This is a genomic window from Halopseudomonas phragmitis, assembly GCF_002056295.1.
Classification (GTDB): domain Bacteria; phylum Pseudomonadota; class Gammaproteobacteria; order Pseudomonadales; family Pseudomonadaceae; genus Halopseudomonas; species Halopseudomonas phragmitis.
The window spans coordinates 1,661,282-1,676,207 of the sequence record NZ_CP020100.1 but is presented as its reverse complement, the minus strand read 5'-3'; the positions used below and the strand labels follow the sequence as shown (position 1 = coordinate 1,676,207).

General features: G+C 61.2%; 17 protein-coding genes and 3 tRNA genes. 7 read left to right on the top strand and 13 right to left on the bottom strand.

Annotated elements, in window-relative coordinates; genetic code table 11:
* The first annotated feature begins 19 nt into the window (after positions 1–19).
* Positions 20–1,243, top strand: coding sequence for an MFS transporter (locus BVH74_RS07730; protein WP_080049498.1), 1,224 nt, complete (start codon positions 20–22; stop codon positions 1,241–1,243).
* 121 nt (positions 1,244–1,364) lie between these two features.
* On the opposite strand, the gene BVH74_RS07725 is transcribed toward BVH74_RS07730, so the two are convergent.
* The 6 genes from BVH74_RS07725 to BVH74_RS07700 form a co-directional block, all read right to left on the bottom strand.
* Positions 1,365–1,440 (bottom strand) — tRNA-Lys (locus BVH74_RS07725).
* 13 nt (positions 1,441–1,453) lie between these two features.
* A tRNA-Pro gene (locus BVH74_RS07720) sits at positions 1,454–1,530 on the bottom strand.
* A 13-nt stretch (positions 1,531–1,543) separates the two neighbouring features.
* A tRNA-Asn gene (locus tag BVH74_RS07715) sits at positions 1,544–1,619 on the bottom strand.
* A 180-nt stretch (positions 1,620–1,799) separates the two neighbouring features.
* Positions 1,800–3,344, bottom strand: coding sequence for a phosphoenolpyruvate carboxykinase (locus BVH74_RS07710; protein ID WP_080049497.1), 1,545 nt, complete (start codon positions 3,342–3,344; stop codon positions 1,800–1,802).
* Positions 3,345–3,546: 202 nt separating this feature from the next.
* Positions 3,547–4,428 carry an Hsp33 family molecular chaperone HslO gene (hslO, locus tag BVH74_RS07705; protein WP_080049496.1) on the bottom strand — a complete coding sequence of 294 codons (882 nt, stop codon included), beginning with the start codon at positions 4,426–4,428 and terminating at the stop codon, positions 3,547–3,549.
* Positions 4,429–4,459: 31 nt separating this feature from the next.
* On the bottom strand, positions 4,460–4,876 hold the full coding sequence (locus tag BVH74_RS07700; protein WP_080049495.1) for an RNA-binding S4 domain-containing protein: 417 nt from the start codon (positions 4,874–4,876) through the stop codon (positions 4,460–4,462).
* Between the two features lie 183 nt (positions 4,877–5,059).
* Here BVH74_RS07700 and rimB point away from each other — a divergent pair, with 183 nt between their 5' ends.
* Together rimB and rimK are read left to right on the top strand one after the other, a co-directional pair.
* On the top strand, positions 5,060–5,527 hold the full coding sequence (gene rimB, locus BVH74_RS07695) for a retropepsin-like aspartic endopeptidase RimB (protein WP_080049494.1): 468 nt from the start codon (positions 5,060–5,062) through the stop codon (positions 5,525–5,527).
* A gap of 11 nt (positions 5,528–5,538) precedes the next feature.
* On the top strand, positions 5,539–6,444 hold the full coding sequence (gene rimK, locus BVH74_RS07690) for a 30S ribosomal protein S6--L-glutamate ligase (RefSeq protein WP_080049493.1): 906 nt from the start codon (positions 5,539–5,541) through the stop codon (positions 6,442–6,444).
* Between the two features lies 1 nt (position 6,445).
* Here rimK and yrfG read toward each other — a convergent pair whose 3' ends face one another.
* Entirely contained in the window at positions 6,446–7,120 is a 675-nt protein-coding gene (yrfG, locus tag BVH74_RS07685) for a GMP/IMP nucleotidase (protein WP_080049492.1), read from the bottom strand.
* A 70-nt stretch (positions 7,121–7,190) separates the two neighbouring features.
* Here yrfG and nudE point away from each other — a divergent pair, with 70 nt between their 5' ends.
* Entirely contained in the window at positions 7,191–7,757 is a 567-nt protein-coding gene (nudE, locus tag BVH74_RS07680) for an ADP compounds hydrolase NudE (RefSeq protein WP_080049491.1), read from the top strand.
* A 4-nt stretch (positions 7,758–7,761) separates the two neighbouring features.
* Here the strand turns inward: nudE and BVH74_RS07675 are convergent, their stop codons facing one another.
* The gene (locus tag BVH74_RS07675) at positions 7,762–8,211 is read right to left on the bottom strand and encodes a thioesterase domain-containing protein (protein ID WP_080049490.1); all 450 of its coding nucleotides are present in this window, start codon (positions 8,209–8,211) and stop codon (positions 7,762–7,764) included.
* A gap of 133 nt (positions 8,212–8,344) precedes the next feature.
* Between BVH74_RS07675 and msrA the strand changes: the two genes are divergently transcribed.
* Positions 8,345–8,995, top strand: coding sequence for a peptide-methionine (S)-S-oxide reductase MsrA (gene msrA / locus BVH74_RS07670; RefSeq protein WP_177344566.1), 651 nt, complete (start codon positions 8,345–8,347; stop codon positions 8,993–8,995).
* Here msrA and BVH74_RS07665 read toward each other — a convergent pair whose 3' ends face one another.
* Positions 8,996–10,441 carry an HDOD domain-containing protein gene (locus BVH74_RS07665; RefSeq protein ID WP_080051661.1) on the bottom strand — a complete coding sequence of 482 codons (1,446 nt, stop codon included), beginning with the start codon at positions 10,439–10,441 and terminating at the stop codon, positions 8,996–8,998.
* Between the two features lie 285 nt (positions 10,442–10,726).
* Here BVH74_RS07665 and BVH74_RS07660 point away from each other — a divergent pair, with 285 nt between their 5' ends.
* Entirely contained in the window at positions 10,727–11,587 is an 861-nt protein-coding gene (locus BVH74_RS07660) for a DMT family transporter (protein ID WP_080051660.1), read from the top strand.
* A gap of 18 nt (positions 11,588–11,605) precedes the next feature.
* Here the strand turns inward: BVH74_RS07660 and BVH74_RS07655 are convergent, their stop codons facing one another.
* Genes BVH74_RS07655 through BVH74_RS07645 form a run of 3 tightly spaced genes read right to left on the bottom strand, consistent with a single transcriptional unit; the run spans position 11,606 to position 12,589 of the window.
* Positions 11,606–11,884: a hypothetical protein gene (locus BVH74_RS07655; protein ID WP_119700721.1), complete on the bottom strand. Its 279-nt coding sequence runs from the start codon at positions 11,882–11,884 to the stop codon at positions 11,606–11,608.
* Positions 11,859–12,296, bottom strand: coding sequence for a hypothetical protein (locus tag BVH74_RS07650; RefSeq protein WP_080049487.1), 438 nt, complete (start codon positions 12,294–12,296; stop codon positions 11,859–11,861). The genes BVH74_RS07655 and BVH74_RS07650 overlap by 26 nt, the downstream gene beginning before the upstream one ends.
* Positions 12,293–12,589, bottom strand: a complete 297-nt coding sequence (locus BVH74_RS07645; RefSeq protein ID WP_080049486.1) for a DUF883 C-terminal domain-containing protein — start codon at positions 12,587–12,589, stop codon at positions 12,293–12,295. The genes BVH74_RS07650 and BVH74_RS07645 overlap by 4 nt, the downstream gene beginning before the upstream one ends.
* Before the next feature lie 252 nt (positions 12,590–12,841).
* On the opposite strand from BVH74_RS07645, the gene BVH74_RS07640 reads away from it, so the two are divergent.
* On the top strand, positions 12,842–14,020 hold the full coding sequence (locus BVH74_RS07640) for a saccharopine dehydrogenase family protein (protein ID WP_080049485.1): 1,179 nt from the start codon (positions 12,842–12,844) through the stop codon (positions 14,018–14,020).
* 42 nt (positions 14,021–14,062) lie between these two features.
* Here the strand turns inward: BVH74_RS07640 and BVH74_RS07635 are convergent, their stop codons facing one another.
* Entirely contained in the window at positions 14,063–14,905 is an 843-nt protein-coding gene (locus BVH74_RS07635; protein WP_080049484.1) for a 23S rRNA (adenine(2030)-N(6))-methyltransferase RlmJ, read from the bottom strand.
* Positions 14,906–14,926: the final 21 nt, after the last annotated feature.

The window sequence follows — 14,926 nt, the reverse complement described above, 5'->3', positions numbered from 1 at the left end:
TCACTCACAAGGTTGAGTCATGCCCAGTCATGCCCAAACACCGCTCGCTCTTGCGCGCGGTACCGTTATTCTGATTCAGCTCGCCCTGGCGCTGGGCGGCTTCGCCATTGGTACTGGCGAATTCACCATCATGGGCCTGATGCCCACCATTGCCGAGGATCTGGGCATCAGCGAACCTCAGGTCGGCCATGTCATCAGCGCCTACGCTCTGGGCGTGGTGATCGGCGCTCCTGCTCTGGCCCTGCTCGGGGCCAGGCTGTTTCGCCGCCATCTGTTGCTGCTGTTGATGGGCTGCTTTGCGCTGGGCAACTTTGCCAGCGCATTGGCGGCGGACTACCCCAGTCTGCTGCTGTTCCGCTTTCTGGCCGGATTGCCGCACGGGGCCTACTTCGGTATCGCCATGCTGGTGGCCGCATCGCTGGCGCCGCCCAGCCAGCGAGCCAAGGCGGTCAGCCGGGTACTGGCTGGCCTGACTGTAGCCATTCTGATTGGCAACCCTCTGGCCACCTGGCTGGGGCAAACCCTGAGCTGGCGCCTGGCTTTCGTGCTGGTCGGCCTGATTGCCCTGATCACGGTGCTGATGGTGGCGCTGTTTCTGCCACTGGACCGCAACGAGCCACGCAACCACCCCAGCGAGGAGCTACGGGCCTTCAACCGGGCTCCGATCTGGCTGGCACTGGCAATTGGCGCCATCGGTTTCGCCGGCATGTTCTGCGTATTCAGCTATGTTGCTCCGACCCTGCTGGAGGTGACAGGCCTCAGCAAGGGCTGGATTCCGCTGGCCATGGCCGTATTCGGTGCCGGCTGCATCGTCGGCAACAACCTCGGCGGCCGGCTGTTCGACCGCCTGCGCTTTCGCGCGGTGGCCTGGATCCTGATCTGGAGCGCGCTGGTACTGCTGGTTTTTCCGCTGGCCGCACAGCAGCCCTGGAGCGCCCTGCTGGCGATCTTTGCAGTCGGCACCATGATCGCCCTGGGGCCGGCGCTGCAAACACACCTGATGGATATTGCCGAGGGCGCCCAGACTCTGGCCGCCGCCTCCAACCATGCCGCGTTCAACATCGCCAACGCCCTGGGTCCCTGGCTCGGCGGGCTGGCGATCAGTGCTGGCATGGGTTGGACTGTGACCGGTTATATCGGTGCGCTGACCGCTCTGGCCGGACTGGGACTGTTTCTGTGGGCCAGGCGAGTGCAGCATTTATCTAGCGGAGCCGACAGCGAGGACAGTATTCAGACAGCTTGAGCGGCTACAACCAAGATCGACCTGTTTGATCAACGCCCATGGATTCGCCGGCCCGAGTGGGCGATGCTTTCAAGTAAGGCAAACAGAGAAATGAAGAGAAAGAGAAAACAGGGGGAGAAAATGGTGGGTCGTGTAGGATTCGAACCTACGACCAATTGGTTAAAAGCCAACTGCTCTACCAACTGAGCTAACGACCCATATTCTGAAAAATGGTCGGGGTAGGGGGATTCGAACTCCCGACATCCTGCTCCCAAAGCAGGCGCGCTACCAGGCTGCGCTATACCCCGATATTCAGCAAGTTGGCTCCGCGACCTGGACTCGAACCAGGGACCCAATGATTAACAGTCATTTGCTCTACCGACTGAGCTATCGCGGAATTACCTTGAGAACCCTCAGAGGAGACTGCGGTTGGTGTCACATTCCCCCTGCTGAGGCGCGCCATTTTACCGTCCAGAGAGCGCCTGTCAACCCCAAAATTTCCGATCCGGCACAATGACTTGGCAAAAACGAAAAACCCGCACAAAGGCGGGTTTTTCTTTCCAGCCGAAGCGGCTGATTACAGCTGCGGACCAGCCTGAACGATGGCCTCGGACACCTCGAACTTCTTGAAGTTTTCGATGAACTTGGCGGCCAGCTCACGGGCGGCAGCGTCATAGGCCGCTGGATCGGACCAGGTATTGCGCGGATTCAGCAGTTGGGTGTCGACACCCGGGACCGCCTTGGGCACATCCAGGTTGATCAGCGGCAGGTGCTCGGTCTCGGTGCCGATCAGCGCACCCGACTGCACCGCAGCGATGATCGCCCGGGTAGTCGGAATGCTGAAGCGTTGGCCAGTGCCGTAGGGGCCGCCAGTCCAGCCAGTGTTGACCAGATAGACCTTGCTGCCGAAGGCGTTGATCCGCTTGATCAGCAGCTCGGCGTACTCGCCGGCAGGACGCGGGAAGAACGGTGCGCCGAAGCAGGTAGAGAAGGTCGACTTGATGCCGCCGCCAGAACCCATTTCGGTAGAGCCGACCAGTGCGGTGTAACCGGACAGGAAGTGATAGGCAGCCTGCTCGTTGTTGAGGATCGACACCGGCGGCAGCACCCCGGTCAGGTCGCAGGTCAGGAAAATGATCGCATTCGGCTCACCAGCACGGTTGGCGATCACTCGCTTCTCGACATGCTCCAGCGGATAGGCAACGCGGGTATTCTGGGTCAGGCTGACGTCGGCATAATCGGCAATACGGGTTTCCGGGTTGATGATCACGTTCTCGATGATCGAACCAAACTTGATCGCTTTCCAGATCACCGGCTCGTTCTTTTCCGACAGATCGATACACTTGGCGTAGCAGCCGCCTTCGATGTTGAACACACTGCCTTCGGCCCAGCCGTGTTCGTCATCGCCAATCAGGTTACGCGCCGGGTCGGCCGACAGGGTGGTCTTGCCGGTACCGGACAGACCGAAGAACAGGGTGGTATCACCGTCGTCACCAACGTTGGCGGCACAGTGCATCGGCAATACATCCTTGGCCGGCAACAGGAAGTTCTGTACCGAGAACATCGCCTTCTTCATTTCCCCGGCGTACTGCATGCCAGCCAGCAGCACCTTGCGCTGGGCGAAGTTGATGATCACGCAGCCATCGCTGTTGGTACCGTCACGCTCGGGCTCGCAAACGAAATGCGGGGCGTTGAGAATTTGCCAGTTGTCCTTGCCGGCCGGGTTGAACTGGGCCGGATTGATGAACAGAGTACGGCCGAACAGGTTGTGCCAGGCGGTCTCGGTGGTCATCACTACCGGCAGGTAGTGCTCCGGGTCGGCACCAACATGCACATGCGATACGAAGCTTTCGCTGCTCGACAGGTACTGCGCCACGCGAGCCCACAGTGCGTCGAACTTGTCGGCCGGGAACGGGCGGTTGATCGGTCCCCAGGCGATGGCGTTCTGGGTGCTCGGCTCTTCGACAATGAACCGATCCATCGGCGAGCGGCCGGTGCGGGCACCGGTCTTTACCACCAGGGCGCCGGTATCGGCCAACTGACCCTCATTGCGCTGGATCGCCAACTCGACCAGGTGAGCGATGCTCAGATCGGTATAAACGGTGTTGGTAGCTTGCGTCATCAAACATCATCCTCTTCGGCTTTGACCGAACTCTACTTCAAGACCGGTAGACGGCCTCAGCACGGGAGATCAAAGGTTTATACAGCTCACAAATCAGCGCTGGGTCAGCGCGCAGGCGCGCCATTATGCCAAAAAAAAGTCAAGTGCGCTAAGCCCAGCTCCAGACCGACATCAATCGGTCCAATAGAGGTTCGCTATCGCTCTAGTTCAGGCTCCGGGCGTGTTCTTCGCTATCGCTGAACAGCGCCTCCAGCTCAGCAGACCCGAACCGATAGCGGTTGTTACAGAACTGGCAGTCCACCTCAACACTACCGCCCTGCTCCTCAAGCAATTGAAAGGCGTCGTGGCGGCCCAGACTGACCAGTGCCTGCCCCGAGCGCTCGCTTGAGCAACTGCAGTGGAAACTCACCGGGCGGGTATCGAACAGCCGCAGATCCTCTTCGTGGAACAGCCGGTGCAGTAATACGGCATTGTCCAACGCCAGCAACTCTTCCGGGGTCAGGGTATCGGCCAGAACATTGAGGTGCTCCCAGGTCAGCGCCCGTTGCTCGGGGTCCTTCTGCCGGTCAGCCGGCAGGGCCTGAAGCAGGAAGCCGCGTGCCAGACGCCCATCAGCCAGCAACCGGAAACGGGTCGGCAACTGCTCGGAGTTCTCGAAATAGCTGTTCAGCGCCTCAGCCAGCGAGCCGCCTTCCAGAGACACGATCCCCTGATAGCGCTGGCCCTGTTCGGGGTCGATGGTAATCGCCAGTACACCGTCAGGCATCAGTTCAGCCAGGCAGTCACCTTCCAGATCATCGGCGTAACGCGCAATGCCGCGCACCTGCTGACTGCTCGAACATTCGACCATCAGAGTCGACAGCGGGCCATTGGAGCGTGCTTGCAACACCAGCAGGCCATCGAACTTGATGGTGGTCGACAGTAATACGGCAGCAGCCAGCATCTCGCCCAGCAGCGCTCGCACCGGCTCAGGGTAATCGTGCTTGGCCAGAATCTCCCGATAGCTTTGATCAAGCGCGGTCATCTCGCCGCGCACATCGGCATGTTCGAAGAGAAAGCGTTGGGTGGTATCCAGGGACTGCATCAAGAATCAGCTCATTGCGAAAAAGAAGCGATTATATCAAGCCATCGCCGTTGTCGGCATTGCGCTCGTCGCGAAAACGGTGAATCTGCCGCCGCTGTTTCTTGCTCGGACGCTGCTCGCTGATCATCAGCCCGGCGCCCATGGCCTTGCGCTGAGCAGCCGCCGCCTCGCGCAGGCGAATACTGTCGGCGGTTTCCTCGTACAGCAACTGGGCTTCGGGAGCCCCCCGACGCTGAACGCTGAGCGCCCGGACAATCACCGTTCGGTTGTCGAACCCCTGGCGAATCTGTAGCTGGTCGCCTACCCGTGGCTCTCTGGAAGGCTTGCAGCGCTCACCCCCACACTGCACCTTGCCACCCTCAATCGCGGCCTTGGCCAGCGCCCGGGTCTTGAAAAAACGCGCCGCCCAGAGCCACTTGTCCAGGCGAACCTTGTCATCCTCTGCCATAGTTGTCTCGCTGCTATCTCGCTAACAGGCTTCACACGAGTGTAACAGGGCCGCCGGCAGACTTGTCGAACGCTGCGTCTTGGCCCATGATGCGCGCCATTGGAGCGGGGTACCCGCACCCAGCCGCCGACAGGCGGTATTGCCGGCTGCCACCCAGGCTGTTTCGGCACAGGGAGACAGCCGATGAAAACCTTCGACCATCTGAATGTGATAGGCCTGCGTGAATGGATCGGGCTGCCGGGGCTGGGGATCGACCAGGTCATGGCCAAGGTCGACAGCGGAGCCAAAACCTCGGCTCTGCACGCCAGCGACATCGTGACGTTCGAGCGCGATGGTCAGCCCTGGGTGCGCTTCAACGCCCACATCGGCAGCCGCAATAAGCAGCGCAAACAGTATTGTGAGGCGCAACTGGTGGATTTCAAGCGGGTCAAAAGCTCCAACGGTCAGCTTCAGGAGCGCCATGTGATCCGCACGCCACTGGTACTGGGTGATCGCTGCTGGTGGGTCGACTTCACCCTGACCTGCCGCAAAGCCATGCGTTACCGGGTTCTGCTCGGCTGTACCGCCATGCTCGATGGCCAACTGGTGATCAATCCCGGACTACGCTTTGTCCAGGATAAGCCGCAAACCTCATTGTTTATTGAAGGCTGAAGGACATTTCCATGAAAATCGCGGTGCTGTCGCGCAACCGTAATCTCTACTCCACCCGGCGGCTGGTCGAAGCCGGGCTGGCGCGCGGCCATGAAATGCAGGTGATCGACACCTTGCGGGCCTACATGAACATCACCAGTCACAAGCCCTCGATCCACTACAAGGGGCAGGAGCTGACCGGGTTCGACGCGGTGATTCCGCGCATTGGTGCCTCTATTACCTTCTACGGCGCCGCGGTACTGCGTCAGTTCGAGATGATGGGGGTGTTCCCGCTCAACGAATCGGTGGCGATCAGCCGCTCACGCGACAAATTGCGCTCGCTGCAACTGCTGGCCCGCAAGGGCGTTGGTCTGCCAGTTACCGGCTTCGCCCACTCACCCGATGACATCCCCGACCTGATCAGCATGGTCGGCGGCGCACCCCTGGTGATCAAGCTGCTCGAAGGTACCCAGGGGATTGGCGTGGTGCTGTGCGAGACCGAGCAGGCGGCCGAGTCGGTGCTTGAGGCCTTCATGGGCCTGAAGGCCAACATCATGGTCCAGGAATACATCAAGGAAGCCGGCGGCGCCGACATCCGCTGTTTCGTGGTCGGCGACAAGGTGATCGCGGCGATGAAACGTCAGGCCAAGGCCGGCGAATTCCGCTCCAACCTGCACCGCGGCGGCAGTGCCAGCCTGATCAAGATCACCCCGGAAGAACGCATGACCGCCGTGCGTGCGGCCAAGGTCATGGGTCTGAGTGTGGCCGGGGTCGACATTCTGCGTTCCAACCATGGCCCGGTGGTCATGGAGGTCAACTCTTCACCCGGCCTGGAAGGCATCGAAACCACCACCGGCAAGGATATCGCCGGACTGATCATCCAGTACATCGAAAAGAACGCCCGGCCGAATCAGACCCGCACCCGGGGCAAGGGCTAACTCAGGCGGCGGGTGTGCTCAACAGCGGCCCCGCCAACTGGGCATACTCCTCTACCGCATCAAACTCCTCGGTATCACGTAGTGCGCCCCGGCTGTCCGGCTGGCGCACCGCCAGCAGCTGCGCGATGCCGTACTCACGCGCCGCACGCAGGATCGGCAGGCTGTCATCGATAAACAGGGTGCGCTCGGGATCGAATGGGACTTCATGTTGCAACGCCTGCCAGAAGGCCTGGGCCTCTTTGGGAAAGCCGAAGTCGTGGGAGCTGATCAGACGCTGGAAATAGGTCATCAGTTCGACCCGTTCCATTTTCAGTGACAACGATTCGCGGTGCGCATTGGTAATCAGGATCACCTGCTTGCCGGCTCGCTGCAGGGCCTGCAAAAACAGATCGGCATCCGGACGCAAACTGATCAGGTGCGCCACTTCACGCTTGAGCGCGGTGATTGGCAAGCTCAGTTCACGACTCCAGAAATCCAGACAGTACCAGTCCAGTTGCCCCTGCTTGGCCTGCATCAGGGGATAGATCTCGGCCTTGGCCCAGGCCAACGACTGACCATGATGGTCGGCGTAACGCTGCGGCAGGTACTCGAGCCAGAAGTGGTTGTCGAAGTGCAGATCGAGCAGGGTACCGTCCATATCCAGCAATACGGTGTCAATGGTGTTCCAATTAAGCATGAGCGGTTGGGTTTGCCGTGAATGAGCGGCTATGATACGTGAGCCTGCCGCCGACCACCACGGAGCCCTTATGCCGCAGAAGCCCGAAACACTGGAAGCCAAGATCGTCGCCAAAAGCCGCCTGTTCACCGTGGAGCAGGTCCAGTTGCGCTTCAGCAATGGCGTCGAACGCACTTATGAGCGGCTGGTGAACAAAGGTCAGGGCTATGGTGCGGTGATGGTAGTGGCACTCAAGGATCCGCGTACTGCGTTGTTGATCGAAGAGTATTGCGGCGGCACCGATGACTACCAACTGTCGCTACCCAAAGGACTGGTCGAGCCCGGTGAGGACGTACTGGATGCGGCCAACCGGGAACTGATGGAAGAAGCTGGATACGGCGCCGAGCGCCTGGAATACCTCACCCACCTGTCACTCTCACCCGGCTATATGAGTCAGCGAATTGCCGTGGTGCTGGCCCGTGACCTGTACGAAAAGCGCCTGCCCGGCGATGAGCCCGAGCCGATTCGGGTCGACAGCGTCGATCTATACGCTCTGGCGGAATTGACCGAGCGCGACACCTTCAGCGAGGGCCGCGCCCTGGCCGCTCTCTACTTGGTCCGCGACTTGCTGGAGCAACGTGGCGAACTGAGTCGTTGAGGTTCTAGCGCTGCAATACGAACTGGCCACTGAAACGCAGCGCATCTCCACCCTCCCCCAGCACTCGGGCATCCAGACTGATGCGGGCCCGGCCCCGGCGCTGATACATTGCCACGAAGCGCTCCCAGGCTTCGACTGGCGGTGGCGCACAAACCGCCACCAACTCACCTTCAACCGGCGCCTGGTATTTGACCTGGGCCTCATGGATCACCACATGGCCGTCATCAATACCGGCTTCGCGCAGGGCCAGATGCAACCAGCCCCAGCCCGCGACCAGCGCCATGCAGTACAAGCTGCCGCCAAACGCCGTACCCTTGTGATTGGCATTGGGCGCCAGCGGCGCCTTGAGCGTCAACGTGCCGGCCTGATAGCTCACCACTTCGAGCCCCAGGGCACGGGTCAGAGGGATTTCGTCATGCAACAACGGCTGCAGCGGATGAACAGTATCAGACATAAGACAACCTCCTCACAGCGAGACAAGGCTCTGACGTCATCATACCTTGCAACGGTCACGTCGGGTCCCAGGCTGGACAGCCCAATACCCCAGGCGCATCATGACTCCGGAACATTGACTACAGGGGATCAGCATCATGTTTCACCGGCAAATACCGGAACACAAACTGCGCATGCCCAGTGAAGAGGAGGCATTGCCGGGACGCAATCAGCCAATCCCGACCAGTGACACCCATACGGTTCTCGGCACACAGCTCAAGCCGCCGTTTCCCGAAGGGTTACAGCAGATCATTGTCGGCATGGGTTGCTTCTGGGGCGCCGAACGTCGCTTCTGGCAATTACACGGGGTTTACACCACCGCCGTTGGCTATTGCGCTGGACTGACGCCCAACCCAACCTACGAGGAAGTCTGCTCGGGTCTGACCGGACACAATGAAGTGGTTTTGGTGGTGTTCGACCCGGAGCAGTTGAGTCTGGATGAGCTGCTGAAGGTGTTCTGGGAATCCCACGACCCGACCCAAGGCATGCGCCAGGGCAACGATATCGGCACCCAGTACCGCTCCGGCATTTACGTCTTCAACCCCTATCAACGTGCTGTAGCCGAGGCCAGCAAGGCCCGCTTTGCTGATGCACTGGGCCAGGCTGGCAAAGGCCCGGTCACCACCGAGATACTGCCAGCCACTACTTTTTATTATGCCGAGGACTACCATCAGCAGTACCTGGACAAGAACCCCGGCGGCTACTGTGGCCTGGGTGGCACCGGGGTCTGCCTGCCGCCGGGCTGATCAGCCGCGCCGCCCCAGGGCCTGAAGACAGTGCCCGGTCAGCTCGGTAAAGCGCTTGAACGCTGCGAACTGGGCTTCACTGGGCTCGCGGCCAGATACCCGCATATCGGCATACAGCACCCCGATCTCACGGTTACCGGCCAGGATAGGGGCGATAAAGAACATGCCGTCGCCAAAATATTCGCGGATCCGCTGGTCACTCAGATCCTCAAGGCTGCAGGTGGCAGGAGTACCCATCCACAGCACTTCACGCTGACGCAGGGCATAGCCAAAAATATGCTCATGCGCTCGACTGCACGACAGATCAAAGCCGCTCAACCAGGCTTGAGTTCCCTTGCCGACCACCCGTTTGGCCTTGAACCGACTCTGGTTGTCAGCCAACACCGCCAGCATCACCCGTTCCAGCCCGGCACCCAGATGCAGCCCGTTCATCAGCGTCGACAAAATAGCTTCGACATTGATCGGGCTTTTGACCATCAGCGCCATGTTTTGCATCGACAGTTTGAGCAGATCGACATTGCCCTGTAGCAGCGGCTCGCTGATGGTCGCCCTGGCGGCCACGCCCACCGCCTCCTGCTCAAGCAAGCCGGCCAGATCCAGCGGCACACCCTCGGTACTGGGAATCAAGGCCTGCAGTTCATGGGCTCCGCAACCGGCGGCGATGTCCGCCGCTTCGTGGGCACTGGCCAGCACCTGCTGCAGAGCTTCGTCCGGACTGCTGCCAATCAGTCCGGCCAATGGCTTGATCAATGCCTGAAAACCTTCCGAGTGCCAGCCGCCCTGCGCTTGCTCGGCCACCCGACTACCCATGGCCAGGGCCCGCGCCGCTGGAGTTCGGGCGTCACGGCCGGACTGGATCAGATGACCAATATCACCCAGATTCCAGCTGCGCAGCAGACCCTGGGTCAACTGCTCAAAGCTGAAGCCCAATACCCGGCGCACCGCCTTGTCGCGATCAATATCCGGCACGGCCAGAGCTTCGGCCAACTGCTCAGCCGATTCGCCAGCCAGGCTCCAGAACGCCAACTCACCCAGATGCTGCAACAAGCCGGCGATGAAGACTTCCTCCTTGTGCGCCAGCGCTACGTACTGGGCCAGATTGCGGGCCTGCACCGCGCCATGGAAGGAGCGCGCCAGCAGGCTCTGAAGTTGCTGACTGGCAGCCCCCTTGCCCAAGGTGTCGAGCAAGCTGATCGACAAGCCGATCATCCGCACCTGCTCGAACCCGAGCACCACCACCGCCCGGGAAATGGTCCGTACAACTTCGCGTCCCGGATTACAGTACACACTGTTGCTGACCCGCAGGACCTTGGAGGTCAATGCTGCATCACGCAACAGGATATCCGCCAACTGTTTGACCGATGCGTTTTCCTGCTGGGAAACCCGCAGCAGATCATGTACCACCACTGCCATGGCTGGCAGTTCCGCCTCACTAAAACGCTCCATCCACTGGTGCAGGCCCTTGATTTCGTCAGTCAATCGACCACCTCTGGATGCCCATACGCTTATTGTCTGAAATCAATATAACATCAGAAACTAGCTGGCACTGAGAGCCAGTCAGCAACTCCCGAACATAGCCATGGACCTGCAGAGCCGCTAGACTTGCCGGCTCGGCGTTTGATTGGCAGCCGCCGGCCTGGCAGACGACCACCGTACACCATCGCTCGCCTACCGCCCACACGCGACACTCGCCGTCTGATCACCCGCAGCAAGGATGTAACCATGCCCCAGATGACCCACGGCCGTGCGCTGCTCAGCATGCACGTTGCAGCCCTGATGTTCGGCCTGACCGGGATTTTCGGCAAACTGACCCAGGCCGGACCGCAGGCCATCGTGCTTGGCCGCGCCCTGTTCGCAGTGCTGGCCCTGCTGCTGTTTGCCCGGCTGCTACGGTTGCCGATCGTGCGCGGCATCAATCCCCGACGTTTTCTGCAACTGGCGCTGTGCGGGGTATTGCTCGGGATTCACTGGCTAACCTTTTTTCATGCGGTCAAGATCGCTGGCGTCGGCATCGCCACCCTGGGCTTTGCCAGCTTCCCGGCCTTTGTGGTGATCCTTGAGGCAATATTCTGGCGTGAACACCCCAGCCGCCTGGAGCTATTCAAGGTGGCACTGGTGTGCTGCGGCCTGATTCTGGTCACGCCCAGCTTCACCCTTGGTGATCAGGCCACCACCGGGCTGCTCTGGGCCGTGCTGTCGGGGTTCTGCTTCGCCGCCGTGTCGGTCGGTAACCGACTGACCGCCGGCAAGCTGCATGCCGTGCAGGTCGCGGGCTGGCAAAATCTGGTCATTCTGCTGTGTCTGCTTCCGCTGGCCAGTGTCGAACTGATCAGCATGCCGGCGCTGGACTGGTTGTGGGTCGCGCTGCTGGGGCTGCTGTGCACCGGCCTGGCACACGGCCTGTTCGTCGCCAGCCTCAGTGTCCTCAAGGCCCGCGTCGCCTCACTGTTCTTTGCGCTGGAGCCGGTCTACGGCATTCTGTTCGCCTGGATGCTGTTCGCCGAACAGCCAACCCTGCGCATGTTGCTGGGTGGCGTGCTGATCATCAGCGCCCTGATCCTGGGGCGTCGGGCACCCGAACAGCCAGCCTGAACCAGACTGCCGAGCGCTTCACTCGCGCAGTCGCAAGCCCAGTACCGGCACCAGTAGCCCGCCCAGGCGCCAAAGCCGCCGGCCGCCGAGATAGGCTCGATAGACACCAACCTGACTGGCCTGGGCCAGGCGCCCGACCAGCCAGCCCGTCAGCACCGCGGCGCCCAGACGAACTGGCACAGGCACCCGCTCCAGCGCCGCCAGGCGCTGGCGTGATGCCAGCAACAGCCGGCCACGGCATTGCGCCAGTTCCTGTTCAAGGCCTTGCAGCTCAATGGTCAGTTGCTTGCGGGACATGCCGGGCACCCTCCAGAAAGGCCTGCACATGGCGACGGGTAGCCGGCAGGCGCAAATGCCGCCGATAGCTCTGCGCCACCCCCAGCAAAGCCAGGATGCACAGCAACTGCAGAGCAATAAAACCGGTAATGGCCCAGGGCATCGAAGCGCTGTAGTGGTAAACCAGCCAGCCGAACAATACCGACAGCCCCAGCCAACTCATCAGCAGCAGCGGCAGCAGCGCCAGGGCAATCAGCAACAGCCGGCGGGCATCGGCCAGCGCCAGCCGCAGTTCGGCCTGAAACAACCTTCCCAGAGTGTCACCGGCTGCCAATGCCTGCCGTGCCCAGTCGAGCCAGGCCTGCAGCTCGTTCGCATCAGCCGGGCCGGCAGCATTGCCGGCCGGCTCCTGTACCGGGTCTTGAGCACTCATCGACGGGAAAACAGCTGGGAAAAGATAAACCCGGCAATAAAGGCGATACCCACACTCGCCAGGGGTTTTTCCTGCAAATAACGACTGGCTTCCTGGCCAAGCTCTTCAGCTTTGTGCTTGCCCTTGAGCAATTGCTCGGTGGCTTCATGCTTCAGGTCCAGTCCGGCTGCTTCGGCAGCGCGGGTAAAATGCTCCTTGGCTTCCATCAAATCCCGATAGGCCGCCATCAAAGCCTCCTTGCTGGCCTCCAGTTCCTGCTCCTTGCCGTTCGCTTCTTTCTTTGCATCAGCCATGGGGTCCTCCTTTGCGGGGCTGTCCGTGTCTGTTTCAGACTAATACAGACTCTGGACTGTCGCCATTCCACATCAGTTCCCTAGCGCCGACTGCCGGTATGCAAGCCGGTTATGCCAGCGCATTCGCCGTGGCGAAACCCGCACCAGATACTTCTCTGCCACGCCCAAATCATCCACTCTTGGGTATTCATACACGGTTGGCCCGACTGTGCCAGACTGTGACAACTGCTCCATTCGTCGAGGATCTCCCAGATGCAAAGCACTCGTGAATTCGATGTCATCGTCTATGGCGCCAGCGGTTATACCGGCCGTCTGGTAGCCGAATACCTGAGTCAGGAATATGCCGGCGACAGCCAGCTACGCTGGGCCATGGCCGGACGCAACCTGGACAAGCTCGCCGCCGTGCGTGACGAAATCGCCGCACCCGCAGACATCCCTCTGATCCAGGCCGACACCAGCGACCCGGCCAGCCTCAAAGCCATGGTCAGCCGTACCCGGGTAGTGCTGACCACGGTTGGCCCCTATCAGCTCTACGGCTCGGAGCTGGTCGCCGCCTGCGCCGCCCAGGGTACTGACTACGTCGACCTGTGCGGCGAGCCGGCCTGGATGCGCCAGATGATCGACGCCCATGAAGCCACCGCCCGGCAATCCGGGGCACGCATCGTTTTTTCCTGCGGTTTCGACTCAATTCCCTTCGACCTGGGGGTCTGGTTCCTGCAGCAGCATGCGCGCCAGCAGCTCGGCGCACCGCTGCCGCGGATCAAGGGCCGGGTACGCAAGATGAAAGGCACCTTTTCCGGCGGCACCGCCGCCAGCCTCAAGGCAACCCTGGTTGCCGCCAAGGAAAACCCCGAGGTCCGCGCCCTGCTGACCAACCCCTTCGCCCTGGCTCCCGGCTTCAGTGGCCCGGCCCAGCCACCAGCAAGCCAGCCGGAATATGATGAAACGCTGGGCAGTTGGGCTGCGCCCTTTGTCATGGCGGCGATCAATACTCGCAATGTGCACCGCTCCAACTTTCTGCTCAAGCATGCCTACGGCCAGGACTTCGTCTACGACGAAATGATCCTCACTGGCCCAGGCGAGCAGGGACAGAAAATTGCCGAGGCTGTTGCTGGCGACCGCTCGCTGGCCAGCGACAAGGCTCCCAAGCCCGGCGAAGGGCCGAGCAAGGAAGAGCGGGAAAATGGCTTCTACGATGTACTGTTCATCGGCGAAAGCGCCGACGGGCGCACGCTCAAGGCCAGCGTCAGCGGCCAGCGTGACCCAGGCTATGGTTCAACCTCACGGATGATTGCCGAAAGCGCGTTGTGCCTGGTGCGCGATGCCCTAGACACGCCCGGCGGGATCTGGACCACCGCCCCGGCGTTGGGCGACAAATTGATCAAGCGTCTGCAGGAACATGCCGGGCTGAAGTTCCAGTTGGAGAGCTGAAGGACCCCTGAAAACGCCGGCGCGGGCTGGTACGGTGAACCGTCAGGGTTCGCCGGCCAGCCAGTCCATCCGCCAACTACCGGGACCGGACTGCGCCAGTGTCTCGCTCAGCCACGGCAACACCTGCTCCAGTTCTTCCCACAGCGGCCAGGGCGGGTTGACCAGCATCAGCCCCGAACCATTGAGCCCCAGACTGGTGTCGGTCGGCCGCACACTCAGTTCCACCCGCAACACCTTGGGCAAACCAGCCTCGGCCATATGCTGGTAGAACGCCTTGAGCTGACGTTCATCCTTGATCGGATACCACAAGGCGACCACGGTCTGACGCATGCGCTGGATACCGGTCTGAATAGCCTGAACGCAGCGCTGCAGGTCATCACCTTTCTCGAAGGGCGGGTCGAGCAGCCACAGCGCCCGCTTTTCCGCCACCGGCAGGAAAGCCTTGGGCAGTTCATAGCCGTCGCGCTGATGCACGGCGATGTGCGCTTGAGCGGCAAAATGCTGTTTCAGGGTCGCGGCATCTTCGGGATGCAGTTCACTGAGGATCATCCGATCCTGCTCGCGCAGATGATCGGCCAGCAGTTGCGGTGAGCCCGGATACAGGCGCAGTTGACCATCGGGGTTATGTCGAGCCACTGCCTCGCGGTAGCCGGCCAGCAGGGCCGGCAAGTCTTCACGCGACCACAACCGGCCAATCCCGTCCCGATACTCGCCGGTCTTACCGGCCTGCTCGCCGCTCAGGTCATACAGCGCGGTGCCAGCATGGCTGTCCAGATAACACAGTGGCGCCTCCTTGCGCTGCAACAGTTGCAGCATGCGCAGCAGGATGGCGTGCTTGAGGACATCGGCATGGTTGCCGGCGTGATAGCTGTGACGGTAGTTCATGGCAGGCTCCGGTTGATCGGC

Bases quoted from the DNA above. Each gene is read 5' to 3' on its own strand.
- BVH74_RS07665 (WP_080051661.1), bottom strand. From the start codon at position 10,441: ATGGAGCGTTTTAGTGAGGCGGAACTGCCAGCCATGGCAGTGGTGGTA.
- BVH74_RS07640 (WP_080049485.1), top strand. From the start codon at position 12,842: ATGCAAAGCACTCGTGAATTCGATGTCATCGTCTATGGCGCCAGCGGT.
- BVH74_RS07645 (WP_080049486.1), bottom strand. From the start codon at position 12,589: ATGGCTGATGCAAAGAAAGAAGCGAACGGCAAGGAGCAGGAACTGGAG.
- BVH74_RS07710 (WP_080049497.1), bottom strand. From the start codon at position 3,344: ATGACGCAAGCTACCAACACCGTTTATACCGATCTGAGCATCGCTCAC.
- BVH74_RS07655 (WP_119700721.1), bottom strand. From the start codon at position 11,884: ATGTCCCGCAAGCAACTGACCATTGAGCTGCAAGGCCTTGAACAGGAA.
- BVH74_RS07700 (WP_080049495.1), bottom strand. From the start codon at position 4,876: ATGGCAGAGGATGACAAGGTTCGCCTGGACAAGTGGCTCTGGGCGGCG.
- BVH74_RS07660 (WP_080051660.1), top strand. From the start codon at position 10,727: ATGACCCACGGCCGTGCGCTGCTCAGCATGCACGTTGCAGCCCTGATG.
- hslO (WP_080049496.1), bottom strand. From the start codon at position 4,428: ATGCAGTCCCTGGATACCACCCAACGCTTTCTCTTCGAACATGCCGAT.
- rimB (WP_080049494.1), top strand. From the start codon at position 5,060: ATGAAAACCTTCGACCATCTGAATGTGATAGGCCTGCGTGAATGGATC.
- yrfG (WP_080049492.1), bottom strand. From the start codon at position 7,120: ATGCTTAATTGGAACACCATTGACACCGTATTGCTGGATATGGACGGT.
- rimK (WP_080049493.1), top strand. From the start codon at position 5,539: ATGAAAATCGCGGTGCTGTCGCGCAACCGTAATCTCTACTCCACCCGG.
- BVH74_RS07675 (WP_080049490.1), bottom strand. From the start codon at position 8,211: ATGTCTGATACTGTTCATCCGCTGCAGCCGTTGTTGCATGACGAAATC.
- BVH74_RS07650 (WP_080049487.1), bottom strand. From the start codon at position 12,296: ATGAGTGCTCAAGACCCGGTACAGGAGCCGGCCGGCAATGCTGCCGGC.
- BVH74_RS07730 (WP_080049498.1), top strand. From the start codon at position 20: ATGCCCAGTCATGCCCAAACACCGCTCGCTCTTGCGCGCGGTACCGTT.
- nudE (WP_080049491.1), top strand. From the start codon at position 7,191: ATGCCGCAGAAGCCCGAAACACTGGAAGCCAAGATCGTCGCCAAAAGC.
- BVH74_RS07635 (WP_080049484.1), bottom strand. From the start codon at position 14,905: ATGAACTACCGTCACAGCTATCACGCCGGCAACCATGCCGATGTCCTC.